Origin of the sequence: Pseudomonas sp. HT11 (assembly GCF_044875395.1) — a bacterium.
Classification (GTDB): domain Bacteria; phylum Pseudomonadota; class Gammaproteobacteria; order Pseudomonadales; family Pseudomonadaceae; genus Aquipseudomonas.
The window spans coordinates 4,173,437-4,189,803 of record NZ_CP173217.1; the positions used below are offsets into that span (position 1 = coordinate 4,173,437).

At 54.7% G+C, this 16,367-nt stretch carries 18 protein-coding genes and 1 tRNA gene; 4 read left to right on the top strand and 15 right to left on the bottom strand.

Annotated features, from left to right (window positions below; translation table 11 throughout):
* Window positions 1–11: 11 nt before the first annotated feature.
* On the bottom strand, window positions 12–3,404 hold the full coding sequence (locus ABWL43_RS19170) for a TM0106 family RecB-like putative nuclease (RefSeq protein ID WP_404483662.1): 3,393 nt from the start codon (window positions 3,402–3,404) through the stop codon (window positions 12–14).
* A gap of 239 nt (window positions 3,405–3,643) precedes the next feature.
* Between ABWL43_RS19170 and ABWL43_RS19175 the strand changes: the two genes are divergently transcribed.
* The gene (locus tag ABWL43_RS19175; RefSeq protein WP_404483665.1) at window positions 3,644–4,579 is read left to right on the top strand and encodes a 5'-nucleotidase; all 936 of its coding nucleotides are present in this window, start codon (window positions 3,644–3,646) and stop codon (window positions 4,577–4,579) included.
* 168 nt (window positions 4,580–4,747) lie between these two features.
* Here ABWL43_RS19175 and ABWL43_RS19180 read toward each other — a convergent pair whose 3' ends face one another.
* The 12 genes from ABWL43_RS19180 to thrS all read right to left on the bottom strand — a co-directional run bounded on the left by ABWL43_RS19180 (window position 4,748) and on the right by thrS (window position 13,948).
* Window positions 4,748–5,440, bottom strand: coding sequence for a hypothetical protein (locus ABWL43_RS19180; protein WP_404483668.1), 693 nt, complete (start codon window positions 5,438–5,440; stop codon window positions 4,748–4,750).
* A 99-nt stretch (window positions 5,441–5,539) separates the two neighbouring features.
* Window positions 5,540–6,043, bottom strand: a complete 504-nt coding sequence (locus ABWL43_RS19185; protein ID WP_404483671.1) for a hypothetical protein — start codon at window positions 6,041–6,043, stop codon at window positions 5,540–5,542.
* A complete protein-coding gene (locus ABWL43_RS19190) occupies window positions 6,015–6,299 on the bottom strand; it encodes a hypothetical protein (RefSeq protein WP_404483673.1) in 285 nt (94 codons plus the stop codon). Before ABWL43_RS19190 ends, ABWL43_RS19185 begins: the two co-directional genes overlap by 29 nt.
* A 192-nt stretch (window positions 6,300–6,491) precedes the next feature.
* Window positions 6,492–6,568, bottom strand: a tRNA-Pro gene (locus ABWL43_RS19195).
* A 90-nt stretch (window positions 6,569–6,658) separates the two neighbouring features.
* On the bottom strand, window positions 6,659–7,015 hold the full coding sequence (locus ABWL43_RS19200; protein WP_003174972.1) for a MerR family transcriptional regulator: 357 nt from the start codon (window positions 7,013–7,015) through the stop codon (window positions 6,659–6,661).
* Window positions 6,996–7,298: an integration host factor subunit alpha gene (ihfA, locus tag ABWL43_RS19205; RefSeq protein ID WP_002553164.1), complete on the bottom strand. Its 303-nt coding sequence runs from the start codon at window positions 7,296–7,298 to the stop codon at window positions 6,996–6,998. Before ihfA ends, ABWL43_RS19200 begins: the two co-directional genes overlap by 20 nt.
* Window positions 7,299–7,301: 3 nt before the next feature.
* Window positions 7,302–9,680 carry a phenylalanine--tRNA ligase subunit beta gene (gene pheT / locus ABWL43_RS19210; RefSeq protein WP_404483678.1) on the bottom strand — a complete coding sequence of 793 codons (2,379 nt, stop codon included), beginning with the start codon at window positions 9,678–9,680 and terminating at the stop codon, window positions 7,302–7,304.
* A gap of 26 nt (window positions 9,681–9,706) precedes the next feature.
* Window positions 9,707–10,723: a phenylalanine--tRNA ligase subunit alpha gene (pheS, locus tag ABWL43_RS19215; protein WP_057721572.1), complete on the bottom strand. Its 1,017-nt coding sequence runs from the start codon at window positions 10,721–10,723 to the stop codon at window positions 9,707–9,709.
* Between the two features lie 109 nt (window positions 10,724–10,832).
* On the bottom strand, window positions 10,833–11,189 hold the full coding sequence (gene rplT / locus ABWL43_RS19220; RefSeq protein ID WP_053257052.1) for a 50S ribosomal protein L20: 357 nt from the start codon (window positions 11,187–11,189) through the stop codon (window positions 10,833–10,835).
* A gap of 30 nt (window positions 11,190–11,219) precedes the next feature.
* Complete coding sequence (gene rpmI, locus ABWL43_RS19225) at window positions 11,220–11,414, bottom strand: 50S ribosomal protein L35 (protein ID WP_002553160.1); 195 nt, start codon at window positions 11,412–11,414, stop codon at window positions 11,220–11,222.
* Window positions 11,415–11,474: 60 nt separating this feature from the next.
* A complete protein-coding gene (infC, locus tag ABWL43_RS19230) occupies window positions 11,475–12,026 on the bottom strand; it encodes a translation initiation factor IF-3 (protein WP_015884933.1) in 552 nt (183 codons plus the stop codon).
* Window positions 12,026–13,948: a threonine--tRNA ligase gene (thrS, locus tag ABWL43_RS19235; protein ID WP_119742672.1), complete on the bottom strand. Its 1,923-nt coding sequence runs from the start codon at window positions 13,946–13,948 to the stop codon at window positions 12,026–12,028. Before thrS ends, infC begins: the two co-directional genes overlap by 1 nt.
* 368 nt (window positions 13,949–14,316) lie before the next feature.
* On the opposite strand from thrS, the gene ABWL43_RS19240 reads away from it, so the two are divergent.
* Both ABWL43_RS19240 and ABWL43_RS19245 read left to right on the top strand, forming a co-directional pair.
* Entirely contained in the window at window positions 14,317–14,628 is a 312-nt protein-coding gene (locus ABWL43_RS19240; protein ID WP_106580537.1) for a hypothetical protein, read from the top strand.
* Window positions 14,629–14,920: 292 nt separating this feature from the next.
* A complete protein-coding gene (locus ABWL43_RS19245; protein ID WP_003234260.1) occupies window positions 14,921–15,133 on the top strand; it encodes a cold-shock protein in 213 nt (70 codons plus the stop codon).
* A gap of 74 nt (window positions 15,134–15,207) precedes the next feature.
* Here ABWL43_RS19245 and ABWL43_RS19250 read toward each other — a convergent pair whose 3' ends face one another.
* Together ABWL43_RS19250 and ABWL43_RS19255 are read right to left on the bottom strand one after the other, a co-directional pair.
* A complete protein-coding gene (locus ABWL43_RS19250; RefSeq protein WP_106580536.1) occupies window positions 15,208–15,528 on the bottom strand; it encodes an I78 family peptidase inhibitor in 321 nt (106 codons plus the stop codon).
* A 143-nt stretch (window positions 15,529–15,671) separates the two neighbouring features.
* The gene (locus ABWL43_RS19255) at window positions 15,672–15,977 is read right to left on the bottom strand and encodes a hypothetical protein (RefSeq protein WP_145165847.1); all 306 of its coding nucleotides are present in this window, start codon (window positions 15,975–15,977) and stop codon (window positions 15,672–15,674) included.
* 157 nt (window positions 15,978–16,134) lie between these two features.
* Here ABWL43_RS19255 and ABWL43_RS19260 point away from each other — a divergent pair, with 157 nt between their 5' ends.
* The gene (locus ABWL43_RS19260) at window positions 16,135–16,347 is read left to right on the top strand and encodes a hypothetical protein (protein ID WP_032886978.1); all 213 of its coding nucleotides are present in this window, start codon (window positions 16,135–16,137) and stop codon (window positions 16,345–16,347) included.
* The last annotated feature ends 20 nt before the right edge of the window (window positions 16,348–16,367 follow it).

Sequence of the window (16,367 nt, forward strand, 5' to 3'; positions counted from 1 at the left end):
AACTCCTTTTTCTATATTTTCGTCGCAAGTTCATCGTAACGGCAGAAAGCATTGGCAAGTTGCATCTGGCGGGGTGTTCGGCATTGAGCCTCAAACAAAGTAGGCGACGCAACGAGTACACAAACACATCTTGCACGTGATGTAGCGACATTCAGTCGGTTTAGGCTGTAGAGAAACTCCATTCCACGCGGTGCGTCGACGTAACTTGATGTTGTCATCGAGTAAATAACGATCGGCGCTTCCTGTCCTTGGAATTTGTCGACAGTTCCGATCCGAGCGCCCGAAATGCGGTCCTGCAGCTCGAACACCTGCGCATTATAGGGAGCAATGATTAATATATCTTGAAGCGATATCAGTCGCTCAACACCATGCCTGTCGATCCAGGTAGTGCCCGAGGCAAGGATTTCCTCCACGAGCGCTCGAACGCAATCAGCCTCTTCCGGCGATGAACTCTGATTGCCTTCAGAAACGACTGCAACATAGCGGAGGCCTGAACCATTGAGGCGTCCGGGTGAGCGAATTGCTTGAACCTCCAATCCTGGGCGAGGATGAAGACGCCCCTCGTAGAATAGTTCGGACGTATAGGAGCAAATATCCGGATGAAGACGCCATGTCTCCGCAAGAAAAAGACCTCGGTCAGGCGCAATCGTCTGCTCTTCACCAAGAATATGATGCAGAGCTGAAACATCAGTGCCTTCTGGATGACTACCCTGCATCGGCTGATCGAGTTGTTGCGGATCGCCTAGCAACACAACGCTATTCGCCGCTTGTGATACCGCAATTACATTCGCAAGCGCCATCTGCGCCGCTTCATCAATAAACAGCACATCTACGGAGTGCGCTGCATCAGGCAACGCCCACAGCCAAGCAGTCCCTCCTGCCACATTTGCTCTGCTGCCGATGGCGCTTAGCAAATCAGCATTACTTTTTACAAATCGCAATCGCTGCTGATCTGGTTCCATCTCCGAAGGTTTTTGAAAGCAGCAAACTTCAATTCCCATTTCTTCAGAAGCCTTCACAACTCCATCGAGAAGATTGCGGATGACCTTGTGGCTATTGGCAGTTACTCCAACAGTCTTCCCGGTTTGTACTAGAGAACAGATCATGCGTGAGCCTGTGTGCGTCTTGCCGGCACCTGGCGGCCCTTGGATTGGAAGCAGTCCACTTTCGATATGTGCCGCAACACGGAGTGCGGCATCTAGGGCAGGCTCACCATCATGCTGGATCGGTTGATTGCCTATACGAGGGGGCAGACGCATCAGAAGATCACGAGCGGCCTGAAAGGGTCCGCTTCCTTCCATCCCATGAGCAACGACATGTTCGCCGATGCGAACAAGCGCATTGGCGAGGACAGTAGTATTAATAACTGTGTGGGAAAAAACTGCCTCAGGATGAATATTTGCACTGTCCCCTCTTTTCTTAATATCGACCCAACGTTCATCCAGAGAAATTGCGTCGACGCTGCCTAGCTTCCTGCCTCCTAAAGTGTGCAAATCCTCACTACCGCGCATCTCCGTTTCTTGAGGAGGGAAGCTGTAGCGATGAATGGGGGCCTTAGCGGTTCCCCCATTCACGCCCACAAATGTTAGATCTGAAAGTCCAGCTCGCTCGTCGAGCAAATCTTCTGCCATAAGGTCGGAAAGGCGAAAATACTCCCACCAAAGCGCCTTCTGTTCTCTGCGGTGCCAGTCGAGCGAATGCGCTAGAATCCATCGAGCATGCTCCTCGGCCGTGCGCTCCGCCGCATCAGTAGGAACCCCGTCCGTCAACCGTTCGATAAGCCCATTAATCCTCTCTTGCCATTCACCAAGGGCCTCGCTTGACACGCTCTCAGGCACTTCCGGTCGGAGAATGATATTGCCAACATCAATCAAATTGGTGCGCCGTATTTCTAACCAGTCCCGAAGGCGCCATGTAGATACGCAGTCATCTCGGTTGTATCCAGTCACAACATAACGATCAGCATCACTGATGAATGCTAAATCTCCCAGCTCAAGACATGCTTGAACCTTAGCAAGGGCCATGTTTGCTTCTGAAAGCGCTGTATCTCGAATGAAACCATATAAGGGCTCAAGCTTTTTGATCGAGTAACTTTCCACGCTCGCTCGTAGCCCATTTCGTATCACGCTGTAAAGGTCAACAAAGCGTTTAGAGCGCAAAAGAGCATCAATCTCTTCCTCACGACTTGCATGCCGCCCCATCAACCGTTTTAGAGCAGCCGGCTCATAGGGTGCGAAATGGTAAATGTGCAGATCCGGGTATTGCTCCTGTCGAGCGATGACGAAATCGATGAAACGCTCGAAATTCAGTTTTTCCTCCTCACGAGATAGCGCCCAGTCAGCCGTGTAAGCGATGCCATTGTTACCATCAATAAAAGTATAACCAAACAGGTACTCAAGGCCGCCCTCCCCAGCAAATGGATCGCCCTCCAGATCGAAGAAGATATCCCCAACTGAGGGTTCGGGTAGGCTCGCTAAACCGAATCCTTCCGTCACAGGTAAAAGTTCGTGAAGCACGTTCCCTGTGTCGCGTCCCTCGACCTGAATGCGCGCCTGCTCTCGTACCCGCTCGTACGAATGTACTGCCCCGCGCGAGGGCCTCCATGGAAGCGGAACCGGCATAGCTGCTAGATCCGTCATGGTTTCTATGCCGTGCCGTCTTAACTCATCGATATGTACTTTAGTGATTCCGGCCACAAGCGAGAGATGGTCATCCTCTCGACGTTTACGGTCGCAACGACTCTGCCAACGACAGATGTCGCAATGCTCCTTCGGTTCAGGATAGATCACCTCCCCCGCGTGCTCGATAGCAGCTACAAGGCTGCTTTTGACTCGTCGGAAGTACGCTGCGTAATCATCCATTCGATACATCTGTGGCTCATACTCGGACCATGGGGCAACTACATAGCTATGTGTAGGGCAACCCCCTTGGATGGTGCCGACTAGATCGGCGTACAAGCAAAGCTGCAAGACAGTTCCACCTTTCGTCTCACGAGCAAGCTTGGTATCGATCACCTCATAAGACCATGCTCCAAGATCGCTCTCGGCCTCTATTCGCCTGAGGACATCAGTGCGCCCCACCCAACCATTCGCGCGAAACGCGCCTTGTACTATGATCTCATCCCCAGCGAACATGGCGCTCCTTGTGCGCTCAACCGATTCGTCATCAACTCCGATACCGTCAATGAATGTCACGGATAGACCTTGGGATCGTAGGTGCTCGACAAAGCCTTGTTCATGTCGCGCGCCACGCTCCCAAAGAATCTGCAGCAATGGGTCCCAGATAGCAGGGCGTTCTAGCTCGCCATTCGCCACAGCTAAGTCAAGACTCGTTAAGTGCCGGCAGTTAAGATGCCCAACCAAGTCAGAAGCACTAAGAAAAATCGAATCGCCTTGCCTTTGCATTTGATTCCGACCTCATCAAAAGTCCATTCAGATGCTCTGTCGTCCAAATGCCAGCTCAAGTGACGTTTAGGATTAGCCAAAGCGATACCCGCCCGTCGAGTGTAGTCAATAGTGGAAGATTCACTGTGGACGGAAAAACAGGCACTCAAACATACCCCGTCGTGCGCTACCTTAAAGCTTCATCCAGATCACACCTACAGGGAAGGTCGCGTGTACTCAATCACTCAGAGGGACATTTCATGCCCTACGATCTAGAAAATCGTCTAGTCATCGGCGTTGCATCTAGCGCCGTGTTCGACCTGTCCGAGTCGGACGCAGTTTTCAGAAGTCAAGGTGAGCAACACTACCGAAAATTTCAGGAAGAAAACCTGACAACTCCTTTGCCAAAAGGTATTGCGTTCTCATTCGTCAGGCGCTTGCTATCACTTAATGACCTGAGCACAGATCCCGAAAATGATCCATTGGTGGAGGTGGTTCTACTATCCAGAAATGATCCCGACACAGGACTGCGCGTGATGAAAACCATCGAGCATTACGGCCTGGGCATCACTCGCGCTATTTTCATGCAGGGGCGTTCGTCCTATGAATTCATTCCCGCATTGAACATAGCCTTGTTTCTATCTGCCAACAAAGAGGACGTAGATGCCGCGATCAAGGCTCGCTACCCTGCAGGTCAGGTGCTGGACTCCACGATCGTCGACGACGAACAGGACAACTCACTGCGTATTGCATTCGACTTCGATGGGGTATTGGCGGGGGACGAGTCCGAAGCGGTGATGCAACGCCAAGGTCTTACGAACTTTCATGCCCATGAGGTTAAAAACGTGATGCAACCACACAATCCTGGCCCTTTGCAGGAGTTTCTCGTGCGGATGGGGAAGATTCAGGCTGCAGAAGAGCAACGCAAAAGAGCCGATCCCAGTTACGAAAATCGATTCCGTGTTTCTATCGTCACAGCGCGCAATGCGCCTTCACATGAACGGGCTTTAAATACGCTAAAAAGCTGGGGCGTAATGGCCAATGACGCGTTTTTTCTGGGTGGTATCGAAAAGAGGAAGGTATTGGGTGTGCTAAGACCGCATATTTTTTTCGATGACCAATCGGGCCATCTACGTTCAGCCAGCACAGTAGTGCCATCTGTACATATTCCGTTTGGAGTCACCAACGAGGTTTAAAACACGTTGCTCGTTGATCTATTGGTCTTGCCCTTAGGCTGCTGGCTAGCACAAGGAGGATTTTCTTTCTCCCGGCTGCTGGGGCCGTACAGGCGTTTGTTTTGATCAAGTAACGGTTTTTAAAGGCTTATAACGCTAATTGCGGCCAAGGCACGGGCCACACGTCTTTCACTGTGGGTTAGTTATCTGGCTCTCAGCGCCTGATCCTGGGTTCAAGCGGTCGGCCCAAGTGAACAACGCCATTTCTACGTCTGCCACTCGCCAGCCTGTCTCTGTTGGCGCCGCCAGAAGATTACATCCCGGCCGGGCGATCTTCGCCGCATCGAGTTGCGTAACCAGGTCAGCGCAGAAGGCCTGGAATGCAACGTAGCCTTGGACCATCGAGTTTTCATTACTGTCGTAAATTTTTTTTAGCAATCCGGCTTTAAGCATTGCTTCGCGTATACGCCCATCAAGGCTAGCGTGCATATCCGGCCGCAAGAACCGCAGCAGCTTCGATGCGTAGGTCAACCCGCACCCGGGGATCTGAAGCGCCGCAGTGATCGCGGCCTTTGGACTACCAATATTGGCAACTACTGGTTCGAAGATACTCAGCAGTGAAACGTTGCCCAGACCGACCTCAAATCTCATTCGGGGATCGTTCTTTCCAGCACCCCAGGCGAGAAGCTCACGGACATAGTCCGTCGGAGCTTCAGTCATTATCGTCTGTTTAACAACCCAACAGCCACGGTCTTCTAACGACTTAATCCATGGGAAGTCGGGATATATGTCGCCCGGATACCCTCGCGCCTTGTGGTTCACGTTCGACCAGTTGTAGGCACGAAAGAAGGCGGGAAACTCATTAATATTTATGACGGACAAAATGTTTCCTTAGCGCTGTCCTGCGCCGGAAAATTCTTGCTAAAAGATAAAAATCACTAATCAATGACACCATAAGGCGCCCGAGTAAGGGAATCGGTATCAGTGAGACTTTGATTGGACCTTGCCATCCACCAGTGTCACCGTCATGTAGATATACATTTCAGTCCCCCAAGTGTAGACCTGAACCCTCCCCGTACTTGCGGCTTGTTTACCGGGTATTTTCACGATTTCTAATACCTCGTCATACGTCATTCCCGGTTCTATCGCTTGGTACTGCCGCTCACTGATATTAGGGCGTTGTGCCCTGATTGTTTCAGCGCTAGGGAACCCAGTATGCGACTGGTAGTTAACGGTATTGCCGTTCCCAGAAATGACCGGACTATTTGCCCCGCTGCTACTCTGCGACACGGCGGTTCCTGGTAATACCAGCGCAGCTACTGACGCCAAAGCGCCTAAAATCCCCGCATACAAACCTATTTTTTTCATACTCACCATACGACGCTCTAAGAAAGTAAATAAATAAGGAACGTTGCCCGCAGGCACCCAAGAAGCGACGCCATGGAACGTATGAAACCTAAACGCGGATCCACTCGCCAGGATCATCTGGTAATCCGAGAACAGAAGTATCCAGCAACTCAAATGTTGTGGGGTGCAGCACCGAGCTAGTTGCATCACTTGTCAGATCATTGATCGCATGGGTAATGCTTCGATAGCTGCCCAGGCTCTCATCATCAAACACTGGGTGAAATCGCCCGTCAGTCGACTGGGCAATGTAGAAGGTGCCAACCTGCGTCGGATACCTCAAAACAGCTCGCATCGATTTGCCTCCCTGCATCGAGGCAAAGTTGCCGTCGATCATTAATGAGCAATGTAGAAAAAGCCACTATTAGGCCATCGCGCCTATTTCAATCCAATTAGCGCGATCAGGCAAGGGCTGGAGCATGCCGTTCTGATACAAGATTCCAGCAAGAGCCAGCCGTTTTGTAGGAGTAAAAACGCAATAAAATAAAAAGGGGTCGCGAGATAAAATCTCGCAACCCCTTGAATAATATGGTCGGGACGGAGTGATTCGAACACTCGACCCCTAGCACCCCATGCTAGTGCGCTACCGGACTGCGCTACGCCCCGACTAGGCGTGTTACTGGGTTCGCTTCGCTACGAAGCGATCCGGAATATACCGCAAGCTTTTGAAATGTGGAAGTATTTTAAAAGCCGACGTTATTTCTTCAAAACCACCAGCACATCTTCGAGTTCGGAGATCATCTGGCGGATCAGTTGCTTGTATTGGGTGGTATCGTCTTTGGCTTCATCACCGGACATGCGCTGGCGCGCGCCACTGATGGTGAACCCCTGGTCGTACAGCAACGCGCGGATCTGTCGGATCATCAGCACATCCTGGCGCTGATAATACCGACGGTTCCCGGTGCGTTTGACGGGGTTGAGTTGAGGAAACTCCTGCTCCCAATAGCGCAGCACGTGCGGCTTGACCGCACAAAGCTCGCTGACTTCACCAATGGTGAAGTAGCGTTTGCCTGGGATGACGGGTAGTTCGTCGTTATGACTTGGTTCCAGCATAAGCCTCAACTCGGGCCTTCAACTTCTGCCCTGGACGAAAGGTGACCACACGGCGAGCCGTGATCGGGATTTCTTCTCCCGTTTTTGGATTGCGGCCAGGCCGCTGGCGTTTGTCCCGCAGGTCAAAATTGCCGAAACCGGACAATTTGACCTGTTCGTTGTCTTCCAGAGCGTGCCTGATTTCTTCAAAAAACAGCTCGACCAATTCCTTGGCTTCGCGTTTGTTCAGACCCAGCTCTTCGTACAGACGTTCCGCCATCTCAGCTTTCGTCAAAGCCCCCATACGTCACTTCCTTAACGTGGCGTTCAACCTTTGTTCAAGCGAGGTGAGGATATTTTGTGTCGTGGTATTCACCTCATCGTCATTAAGAGTGCGCGATGGATGCTGCCAGGTCAAGCCAACTGCAAGGCTTTTTCTATGCGGATCAATGCCTTTACCCTGATAGACGTCAAATAGCCTGAGGTCTGTCAGCCATTCCCCTGCATTTTCACGGATTACATCCAAAACGGCAGTGGCGGCGACTTCGCGATCGGCGATCAGGGCCAGGTCACGACGCACTTCAGGGAAGCGCGACAACTCGCTGAATTTAGGCATCTTGCCCGACGCAACTTCCGCCAAGACTAGCTCAAAAACGAATACCGGACGGTCCAGGCCGAGGGTTTTCGACAGCTCCGGGTGGATGGCACCTACGTAGCCCACCAGGCGCCCTTCGCGTTCGATACGCGCAGTCTGGCCTGGGTGCAACGCTGGGTGGCTGCCCGGCACGAACGTGAAATCGTCAAGCGCGCCGGCAAAGCCCAATACCGCTTCCACGTCAGCCTTGACGTCGAAGAAGTCCACGGCGTCGCGGCCTTGGGCCCAGCCCTCAGGCAGGCGGCTGCCGCACACCACGCCAGCCAGCATCGGTTCTTGTTTCAGGCCGTCGAGTTGGCCGACAAAACGCAGACCGCTTTCGAACATGCGCACGCGGTCTTGCTGACGATTAAGGTTGTGGGACAGTGCCTTTACCAGGCCCGGCCACAACGACGAACGCATGGCCGCCATGTCGTTTGAGATCGGGTTAGCCAACAGCAGTGGCTCGACGCCCGGGTTGAACAGCTCGAACTGTTTAGGATCGATGAAGCTGTAGGTCACCGCTTCCTGGTAGCCACGGGCGACCAGCAGGCGACGCAGCTCCGGCAGGTGCGCACGGGCCTCAGCTTTAGGCTGCGGCGCCAGGCGGGCTTGCGGATAGCGAACCGGCAGGCGGTTGTAGCCATACAGGCGGGCCAGTTCTTCGATCAGGTCAACTTCCAGGCTGATATCGAAGCGATGGCTTGGCACTTCGACGTGCCACTGCCCTTCCCCGCTCGCGGCAATGCTCAGGCCGAGGGCCGACAGCAGTTGCTCGATCTGAGCCGGCTCGATTACCAGGCCGAGCATTTGCTCGACGCTCTTGGCGCGCAAGGTGATCGGTGCAACGGATGGCAGGTGCTGCTCGCTCACGGCTTCAGTGATCGGGCCAGCTTCGCCGCCGGTGATTTCCAGCAGCAGGCCAGTGGCGCGCTCCATGGCTTCACGGGCCAGCTTCCAGTCCACGCCACGCTCATAGCGGTGCGAAGCATCAGTGTGCAGGCCATAGGAACGGGCTTTGCCAGCGATGGCGATCTGATCAAAGAACGCACTTTCAAGGAAAATATCACGCGTGGTCGCGGACACGCCGCTGTGCTCGCCACCCATCACGCCGGCAATGGCCAGGGCGCGGGAATGATCGGCGATCACCAGGGTATCGGCGCGCAGGGCCACTTCTTGGCCGTCGAGCAAGACCAGTTTCTCGCCTTCTTCGGCCATGCGGACGCGAATGCCGCCGTTGATTTCGGCGAGATCGAACGCGTGCAGCGGTTGGCCCAGCTCCAACATCACGTAGTTGGTGATGTCGACGGCAGCGTCGATGCTGCGTACGTCGGCGCGGCGCAGGCGCTCAACCATCCACAGCGGGGTTGGCTTGGACAGGTCGACGTTGCGGATCACACGGCCCAGGTAACGCGGGCAAGCGTTGGGAGCCAAGACCTCGATCGGGCGCACTTCATCGTGCACAGCGGGCACGGCGGCAACCACTGGACGAGTAACCGGGACGTTATACAACGCACCCACTTCACGTGCCAGACCGGCCAGGGAAAGACAGTCGCCACGGTTCGGGGTCAGGTCGACCTCGATGCTGGCGTCTTCGAGTTCCAGGTAAACGCGGATGTCCTGGCCCACTGGCGCGTCGGCCGGCAGTTCCATCAGGCCGTCGTTGCCTTCGCCCACTTGCAGTTCAGCCTGGGAGCACAGCATGCCATTGGATTCAACGCCACGCAGCTTGGCTTTCTTGATCTTGAAGTCACCCGGCAGTTCGGCGCCGATCATGGCAAACGGAATCTTCAGGCCCGGGCGCACGTTAGGCGCTCCGCACACGACCTGGAACGTCTGCGCGCCGTCACTGACCTGGCACACACGCAATTTGTCGGCATCCGGGTGCTGCTCGGTGCTCAGCACCTCGCCCACCACGACGCCGCTGAAAACACCGGCGGCCGGCGTGACGCTATCGACCTCAAGACCGGCCATCGACAGACGAGCAACCAGCTCGTCGCGATCTACCTGCGGGCTTACCCAGCCACGCAGCCATTGTTCACTGAATTTCATCCTGCTCTCCTAAAGATTCGTTACGACTAGCGAAATTGCGCGAGGAACCGCAAGTCGTTGTCGAAGAACAGACGCAAGTCGTTCACGCCGTAACGCAGCATGGCCAGGCGCTCAACGCCCATGCCGAAGGCAAAGCCCGAGAACTCTTCCGGGTCGATCCCGGACATGCGCAGCACGTTAGGGTGAACCATGCCGCAGCCCATCACTTCCAGCCAACCGGTCTGTTTGCAGACGCGGCAGCCTTTGCCGCTGCACATCACGCATTCCATGTCGACTTCAGCGGACGGCTCGGTGAACGGGAAGAACGAAGGACGGAAACGCACCGCCAGCTCTTTCTCGAAGAACACCCGCAGGAATTCTTCGATGGTGCCTTTGAGATCGGCGAAATTGATGTCGCGATCAACCAGCAAGCCTTCGACCTGGTGGAACATCGGCGAGTGGGTGATATCCGAGTCGCTACGGTAAACACGGCCTGGGCAGACGATGCGGATCGGCGGCTTGGTCGCTTCCATGGTGCGGACCTGTACCGGCGAGGTATGGGTGCGCAACAGCATGTTCGCGTTGAAATAGAAGGTGTCGTGCATCGACCGGGCCGGGTGATGGCCTGGGATGTTGAGCGCCTCGAAGTTGTGATAGTCGTCTTCGACCTCAGGGCCTTCGGCAATGCCGTAGCCGATGTGGGTAAAGAACTGCTCGATACGTTCCAGAGTCCGGGTGATCGGATGCAGACCGCCCGAGGCCTGGCCACGGCCAGGCAGGGTCACGTCAATGGACTCGGCGGCGAGTTTGGCCGCAAGATCAGCCTCCTCGAGCGACGCCTTGCGCGCATTGAGAACCTCTGTGACACGCTCCTTGGCAACGTTGATCAGCGCACCGACTTGCGGACGCTCTTCAGCCGGCAAATTCCCCAGGGTCTTCATCACCTGAGTCAATTCACCTTTCTTGCCAAGGTAGTGAACCCGGATTTGCTCCAGGGCATTTACATCTTCAGCGCTTTGCACAGCCTCAAGGGCTTGAGCGACGAGCGCGTCCAGGTTTTCCATGTACAGACTCCAGATACAAAATAGGGGAAGAGCTTGAAGGCTCTTCCCCTATTTATGACGTTTACCACCTTGAGCTGCAGGAGCAGCCCAGGGTGACTGTCGGGGGTACTTAAGCCAAGGTGGCTTTAGCTTTCTCGACAATCGCAGCAAACACCGCTTTATCGTTCACGGCCAGTTCAGCCAGAACCTTACGGTCGATTTCGATGGACGCTTTTTTCAGGCCAGCGATGAAACGGCTGTAGGACAGACCGTTAACACGAGCACCAGCATTGATACGAGCGATCCACAGAGCGCGGAACTGACGTTTTTTCTGACGACGGTCACGGTAGGCGTATTGGCCTGCCTTGATTACCGCTTGCTTGGCAACACGGAATACGCGTGAGCGTGCGCCGTAGTAGCCTTTAGCGAGTTTCAGAATTTTTTTGTGACGTTTACGGGCAATGACGCCACGCTTTACACGAGCCATGAGTTACTTCCTCTAGTCTTGATCCAAAAATTAACGAAGGCGCAGCATGCGCTCGACTTTTGCCACGTCAGACGGATGCAGCAAGCTGCTACCGCGCAGTTGACGCTTACGCTTGGTCGACATTTTGGTCAGGATGTGGCTCTTGAAAGCGTGCTTGTGCTTGATACCGTTAGCAGTTTTCAGAAACCGCTTAGCAGCACCACTTTTAGTCTTCATCTTTGGCATGTTCGGATACTCCGCATTCAGTTGATAAACATAATCAGAAGGCCTGCCGTGCCCTGTTGATTACTTCTTCTTTTTCGGGGCGATGACCATAATCAGCTGGCGTCCTTCCATCTTAGGATGCTGCTCGACGGAACCGTACTCCAGCAGGTCAGCTTCAACCCGCTTGAGGAGTTCCATCCCCAGCTCCTGGTGGGCCATCTCACGGCCGCGGAATCGCAAGGATACCTTGGCCCTGTCCCCATCACTCAGGAAACGTACCAGGTTGCGCAGTTTTACCTGGTAATCCCCTTCCTCCGTCCCTGGACGAAACTTGATTTCTTTTACTTGAATCTGCTTCTGGTTCTTCTTCGCTGCGGCAACCTGTTTCTTCTTCTCGAAGATCGACTTGCCGTAGTCCATCACCCGGCAAACGGGTGGGATTGCATCGGCGGAGATTTCCACCAGGTCCAATTTGGACTCTTCAGCAATACGAAGCGCTTCATCAATCGAGACGATGCCAATCTGCTCGCCGTCAGCGCCAATTAACCGAACCTCGCGTGCCGAGATATTCTCGTTGATCGGGGCTTTCGGTGCAGCTCGTTTATCTTGTCTCATTTCACGCTTAATAATAATTACTCCGAATCTGGGCGACCACGCCGGGAAACCGCTTGCGCGAGGAACTCAGCGAACTGGGCGACGGGCATCGAGCCCAGGTCAGCACCTTCACGAGTACGCACAGCGACAGTCTGCATCTCGACTTCCCGATCTCCGATAACCAAAAGATAGGGAACCTTGAGCAAAGTATGCTCGCGGATTTTAAAGCCGATCTTTTCATTTCTCAAGTCGGACTTGGCACGAAATCCGCTTTCGTTGAGAGTTTTTTCAACTTCAGCCGCAAAATCTGCCTGTTTATCAGTGATATTCATGATCACTGCCTGGGTCGGAGCAAGCCACGCAGGGAACGCACCTTCGTAGTGCTCGATCAGGATTCCGACAAACCGTTCGAACGAGCCAAGGATCGCTCGGTGCAACATAACCGGGTGTTTCCGGCTGTTGTCTTCGGAGACGTATTCGGCTCCCAAACGGATCGGCAGGTTAAAATCGAGCTGCAAAGTACCACATTGCCAGACACGACCAAGACAATCTTTCAGCGAGAACTCGATTTTCGGTCCGTAGAAGGCGCCCTCACCCGGCTGCAGATCGTACGCAAGGCCCGCGCTGTCTAGGGCTGCGGCCAGTGCAGCTTCGGCGCGATCCCACAGCTCGTCGGAGCCGACGCGTTTTTCCGGACGAGTGGACAGCTTCATTTCGACTTCGGTGAAGCCGAAATCGCGATAAACGTCCATGGTCAGCTTGATGAACGCGGCGGATTCAGCCTGCATCTGCTCTTCGGTGCAGAAGATGTGTGCATCGTCCTGAGTAAAGCCGCGCACGCGCATGATGCCGTGCAGGGCACCCGATGGCTCGTTACGGTGGCAGGCACCAAACTCGGCCAGACGCATCGGCAACTCGCGGTAGCTTTTCAGGCCCTGGTTGAACACCTGCACGTGGCATGGGCAGTTCATCGGCTTGATGGCGTAGTCGCGGTTTTCCGACTGAGTGGTGAACATGTTGTCGGCGTAGTTGGCCCAGTGCCCGGACTTTTCCCACAGGCTGCGGTCAACGACCTGCGGAGTCTTGATCTCCAGGTAGCCGTTTTCGCGCTGAACCTTGCGCATGTACTGCTCAAGCACCTGGTACAGGGTCCAGCCGTTCGGGTGCCAGAACACCATCCCAGGCGCTTCTTCCTGAAGGTGGAACAGGTTCAGGCGCTTGCCGATCTTGCGGTGGTCGCGTTTTTCGGCTTCTTCAATGCGCTGGATGTAGGCCGCCAGCTGCTTTTTGTCAGCCCAGGCAGTGCCGTAGATACGCTGCAGTTGCTCGTTCTTTGCATCGCCGCGCCAGTAGGCGCCGGACAGTTTGGTCAGCTTGAACGACTTGAGGAAGCGCGTATTCGGCACATGCGGGCCACGGCACATGTCGACGTATTCTTCGTGGTAGTACAGGCCCATTGCCTGCTCGTCCGGCATGTCTTCCACCAGACGCAGCTTGTAGTCTTCGCCACGCGCGGTGAACACGTCGATCACCTCGGCGCGCGGCGTGACCTTCTTGATTACGTCGTAATCTTTTTCGATCAGCGCGTGCATGCGCGCCTCGATAGCGGCCAGGTCGTCCGGAGTGAAAGGACGTTCGTAGGCGATATCGTAATAGAAGCCTTCATCGATAACCGGACCGATCACCATTTTTGCGGTGGGGTACAGCTGTTTGACCGCATGGCCGATCAAGTGCGCGCAAGAGTGGCGAATGATCTCCAGCCCCTCTTGATCCTTGGGCGTGATGATTTGCAGGCTGGCGTCGCTGGTGATCAGGTCGCTGGCGTCTACCAGCTTGCCGTCGACCTTGCCGGCTACGGTGGCCTTGGCCAGGCCTGCACCAATGGAAGCGGCGACCTCGGCTACGGATACCGAATGATCGAATGAACGTTGACTGCCGTCGGGAAGAGTAATAGTTGGCATGGCGCCTCCTCTCCTAGTGGTGACCCCTACCAAAGGTCACGTGGGTTGGGATGAGCCAGTACAAGATCCAACACCAGGCCGTTCAATGATGAACGCCTGCCTTACAGCGGCAGGAGCCTTTCGGCCAACCGATAATCGAACCAGAGTGACTGGAGTGAGCTAAAAAGAACATGGCAAGGCGGCAACTTGGCACGCCTGGAAATAGCCAGGCCGAGGATGCTAGCACAGATGAACGGTCATCGTGCTGGCGCCGCCTTTCTGAAAGACAAATTCGAGGCTTTATAGGTGCAAAAGTGAACTTGAGCTGTACGCCATGCCTCAAACACACCGAGAATCGCTGTTCGTCCTCGACCCAAAGGAGCATCCACATGATGCGTTTCACCTCGACCCTCGCTCTCGCTGCTTCCCTGGCCTTCCTGTCGCTCGGCGCCCAGGCAGCCGCCCCATCGAACTGGCCAACCGGCGCTCGCGACAACTTCATCAAAGATTGCAGCTCGGCAGCCCAGCAAAGCGTGGACGCCAAAACTGCCAAAGACCATTGCGAATGTGGCGCTGACAAGATCAACGCCGAATTGAGCACCGCAGAGATCAAGGAGCTCATGACCAACCAGAACGCAGATCCGGCGCTTAAGAACAAAGCTGTCGCGGCTATTTCGTCCTGCAAAGTCGTGAAGAAATAATCAGAACGACCACTGATCAGACGGCCGTCGCGCTGAAAAAACAGCCCGAAAACTGCCATTTCGCACAAATTACGCAGCTTTTACGGCTTTTTTTAACAGCTGATATTTCGCACCAAAGCCCCGTAAATCGGGGCTTTCAGCCAGCCCAGGCAGCAAATGCAACGCTATTGATTAGCAAACAATGCCTTGGGGGGGCTCCCAAGTCGAACATTTCGACTATGATAGCCAAGTGTGCCCAGTTGGCCTGAGCAGCACAGCACTACTGAAAATATATGTTTCTTGGAGATACACCATGTCTAATCGCCAAACCGGCACCGTTAAATGGTTCAACGATGAAAAAGGCTTCGGCTTCATCACTCCTCAAGGTGGCGGTGACGACCTGTTCGTACACTTCAAAGCTATCGAAAGCGACGGTTTCAAAAGCCTGAAAGAAGGCCAAACCGTTTCCTTCGTGGCTGAGAAAGGCCAAAAGGGTATGCAAGCTGCACAGGTTCGCGGCGAGTAATTCTCCGCTGAGCTAAAAAAAACCCCGTCCATGCGACGGGGTTTTTTATGGGCGCTACAAAAGTGCCGAGGTTCTTAGCCGCAGTTGACTCGCGTGATCACCAGATTGTCATCGGTGTTCAGGTTCAGGCGGTCGGAGCGGTATTCCAGGGTGATCATGTCATTAGGCTTGAGGATACGTGCGTTCTGCGCACCGGCACGTGTACGCGCCTGCTCCAGCAATTGGGGCGAGGCTTTCTGGCCGATCGCGAACTCGGCGGCCTTCGCCTCACAGCGGCTATGACCGGCATCGGCCACGGCGGCGTCTTTGGCTGGCTCAGAGGTACCCGGGGTGCTGCAACCCGCCAACGCGAATGCTGCCAACAAAGTACCGAATGATGCGAGCTTCCAAGGCATGAAGCCTCCTATGATAAAAATGGACAGAGATCGTGCGACAGCGATCTGGGGGATTGGTTTCAAGACGTGAATCGCCCGCAGGCAAGTCTGCCTGACTCAGGCCGAGCATTCGCTCGGTCAATCGTCACCAGATATGAATGTATTCAGTAGATGTCGATGTAGTCGAACGGCGGCTTCGGCCAGTTCTGCTTGAGCGCGTTGAATATCTGCATGACCCAGACTTCATCACTGGCCGCTACGTTACCGACATAACCGGAGCCTTTGGCCCAGGTCTCAAGGCGAAACAGCAAGCCGGCGATATCAGTGCCGCCCACCACGCCTGACGAGATGTAGGCAATCCCGGCCTTGGTCACCCGCAGCTGGGTATGCTGGTCATCGCTGGCGCTGGCCAGCAACTGACGAACAGCCTCCAGCGTCAGGTTCTCGGGGTTGTTCAAATCGATCTGCACCTGGCGTTCCCCGGCAATTAAACAGGGCCACAGTGTCGCACAGCACATGCCTCATGCCTAAGTAGCAGTGCCAAACGCCACCCAAAAATGGTTAACTGCGCCGGTAAAAGCCGCGTTTTAGCGCACTGCCCAGTACTTTCAACCCCGCGAGACACCCATGACCACTGTTACCCTCCAAGCCGACATCAAAGCCAAGTGGCCCCAAGGACAAAGCTCCTACAGCCCCGGAAGCCCGGAGGAGTTGGCAATCATCGGAATCGACCTGCTGGTCAAGGAACTCGGCACTCAGGCTGCACAGGCCTTCATCGGCCAGGTATTCGAAAAATACCCGGCCGATCACATGGGCGCACACAACCCAGAGCGCGAATAAGAACCGGCCGACGAACGCCG

Excerpts from the sequence above, each read along its gene's own strand:
- ABWL43_RS19245 (WP_003234260.1), top strand. The coding sequence starts at position 14,921 with ATGTCTAATCGCCAAACCGGCACCGTTAAATGGTTCAACGATGAAAAA.
- ABWL43_RS19185 (WP_404483671.1), bottom strand. The coding sequence starts at position 6,043 with ATGATCCTGGCGAGTGGATCCGCGTTTAGGTTTCATACGTTCCATGGC.
- ABWL43_RS19240 (WP_106580537.1), top strand. The coding sequence starts at position 14,317 with ATGATGCGTTTCACCTCGACCCTCGCTCTCGCTGCTTCCCTGGCCTTC.
- rplT (WP_053257052.1), bottom strand. The coding sequence starts at position 11,189 with ATGGCTCGTGTAAAGCGTGGCGTCATTGCCCGTAAACGTCACAAAAAA.
- ABWL43_RS19200 (WP_003174972.1), bottom strand. The coding sequence starts at position 7,015 with ATGCTGGAACCAAGTCATAACGACGAACTACCCGTCATCCCAGGCAAA.
- pheS (WP_057721572.1), bottom strand. The coding sequence starts at position 10,723 with ATGGAAAACCTGGACGCGCTCGTCGCTCAAGCCCTTGAGGCTGTGCAA.
- ihfA (WP_002553164.1), bottom strand. The coding sequence starts at position 7,298 with ATGGGGGCTTTGACGAAAGCTGAGATGGCGGAACGTCTGTACGAAGAG.
- pheT (WP_404483678.1), bottom strand. The coding sequence starts at position 9,680 with ATGAAATTCAGTGAACAATGGCTGCGTGGCTGGGTAAGCCCGCAGGTA.
- ABWL43_RS19190 (WP_404483673.1), bottom strand. The coding sequence starts at position 6,299 with ATGATCGACGGCAACTTTGCCTCGATGCAGGGAGGCAAATCGATGCGA.
- ABWL43_RS19250 (WP_106580536.1), bottom strand. The coding sequence starts at position 15,528 with ATGCCTTGGAAGCTCGCATCATTCGGTACTTTGTTGGCAGCATTCGCG.
- rpmI (WP_002553160.1), bottom strand. The coding sequence starts at position 11,414 with ATGCCAAAGATGAAGACTAAAAGTGGTGCTGCTAAGCGGTTTCTGAAA.
- thrS (WP_119742672.1), bottom strand. The coding sequence starts at position 13,948 with ATGCCAACTATTACTCTTCCCGACGGCAGTCAACGTTCATTCGATCAT.
- ABWL43_RS19175 (WP_404483665.1), top strand. The coding sequence starts at position 3,644 with ATGCCCTACGATCTAGAAAATCGTCTAGTCATCGGCGTTGCATCTAGC.
- ABWL43_RS19260 (WP_032886978.1), top strand. The coding sequence starts at position 16,135 with ATGACCACTGTTACCCTCCAAGCCGACATCAAAGCCAAGTGGCCCCAA.
- ABWL43_RS19170 (WP_404483662.1), bottom strand. The coding sequence starts at position 3,404 with ATGCAAAGGCAAGGCGATTCGATTTTTCTTAGTGCTTCTGACTTGGTT.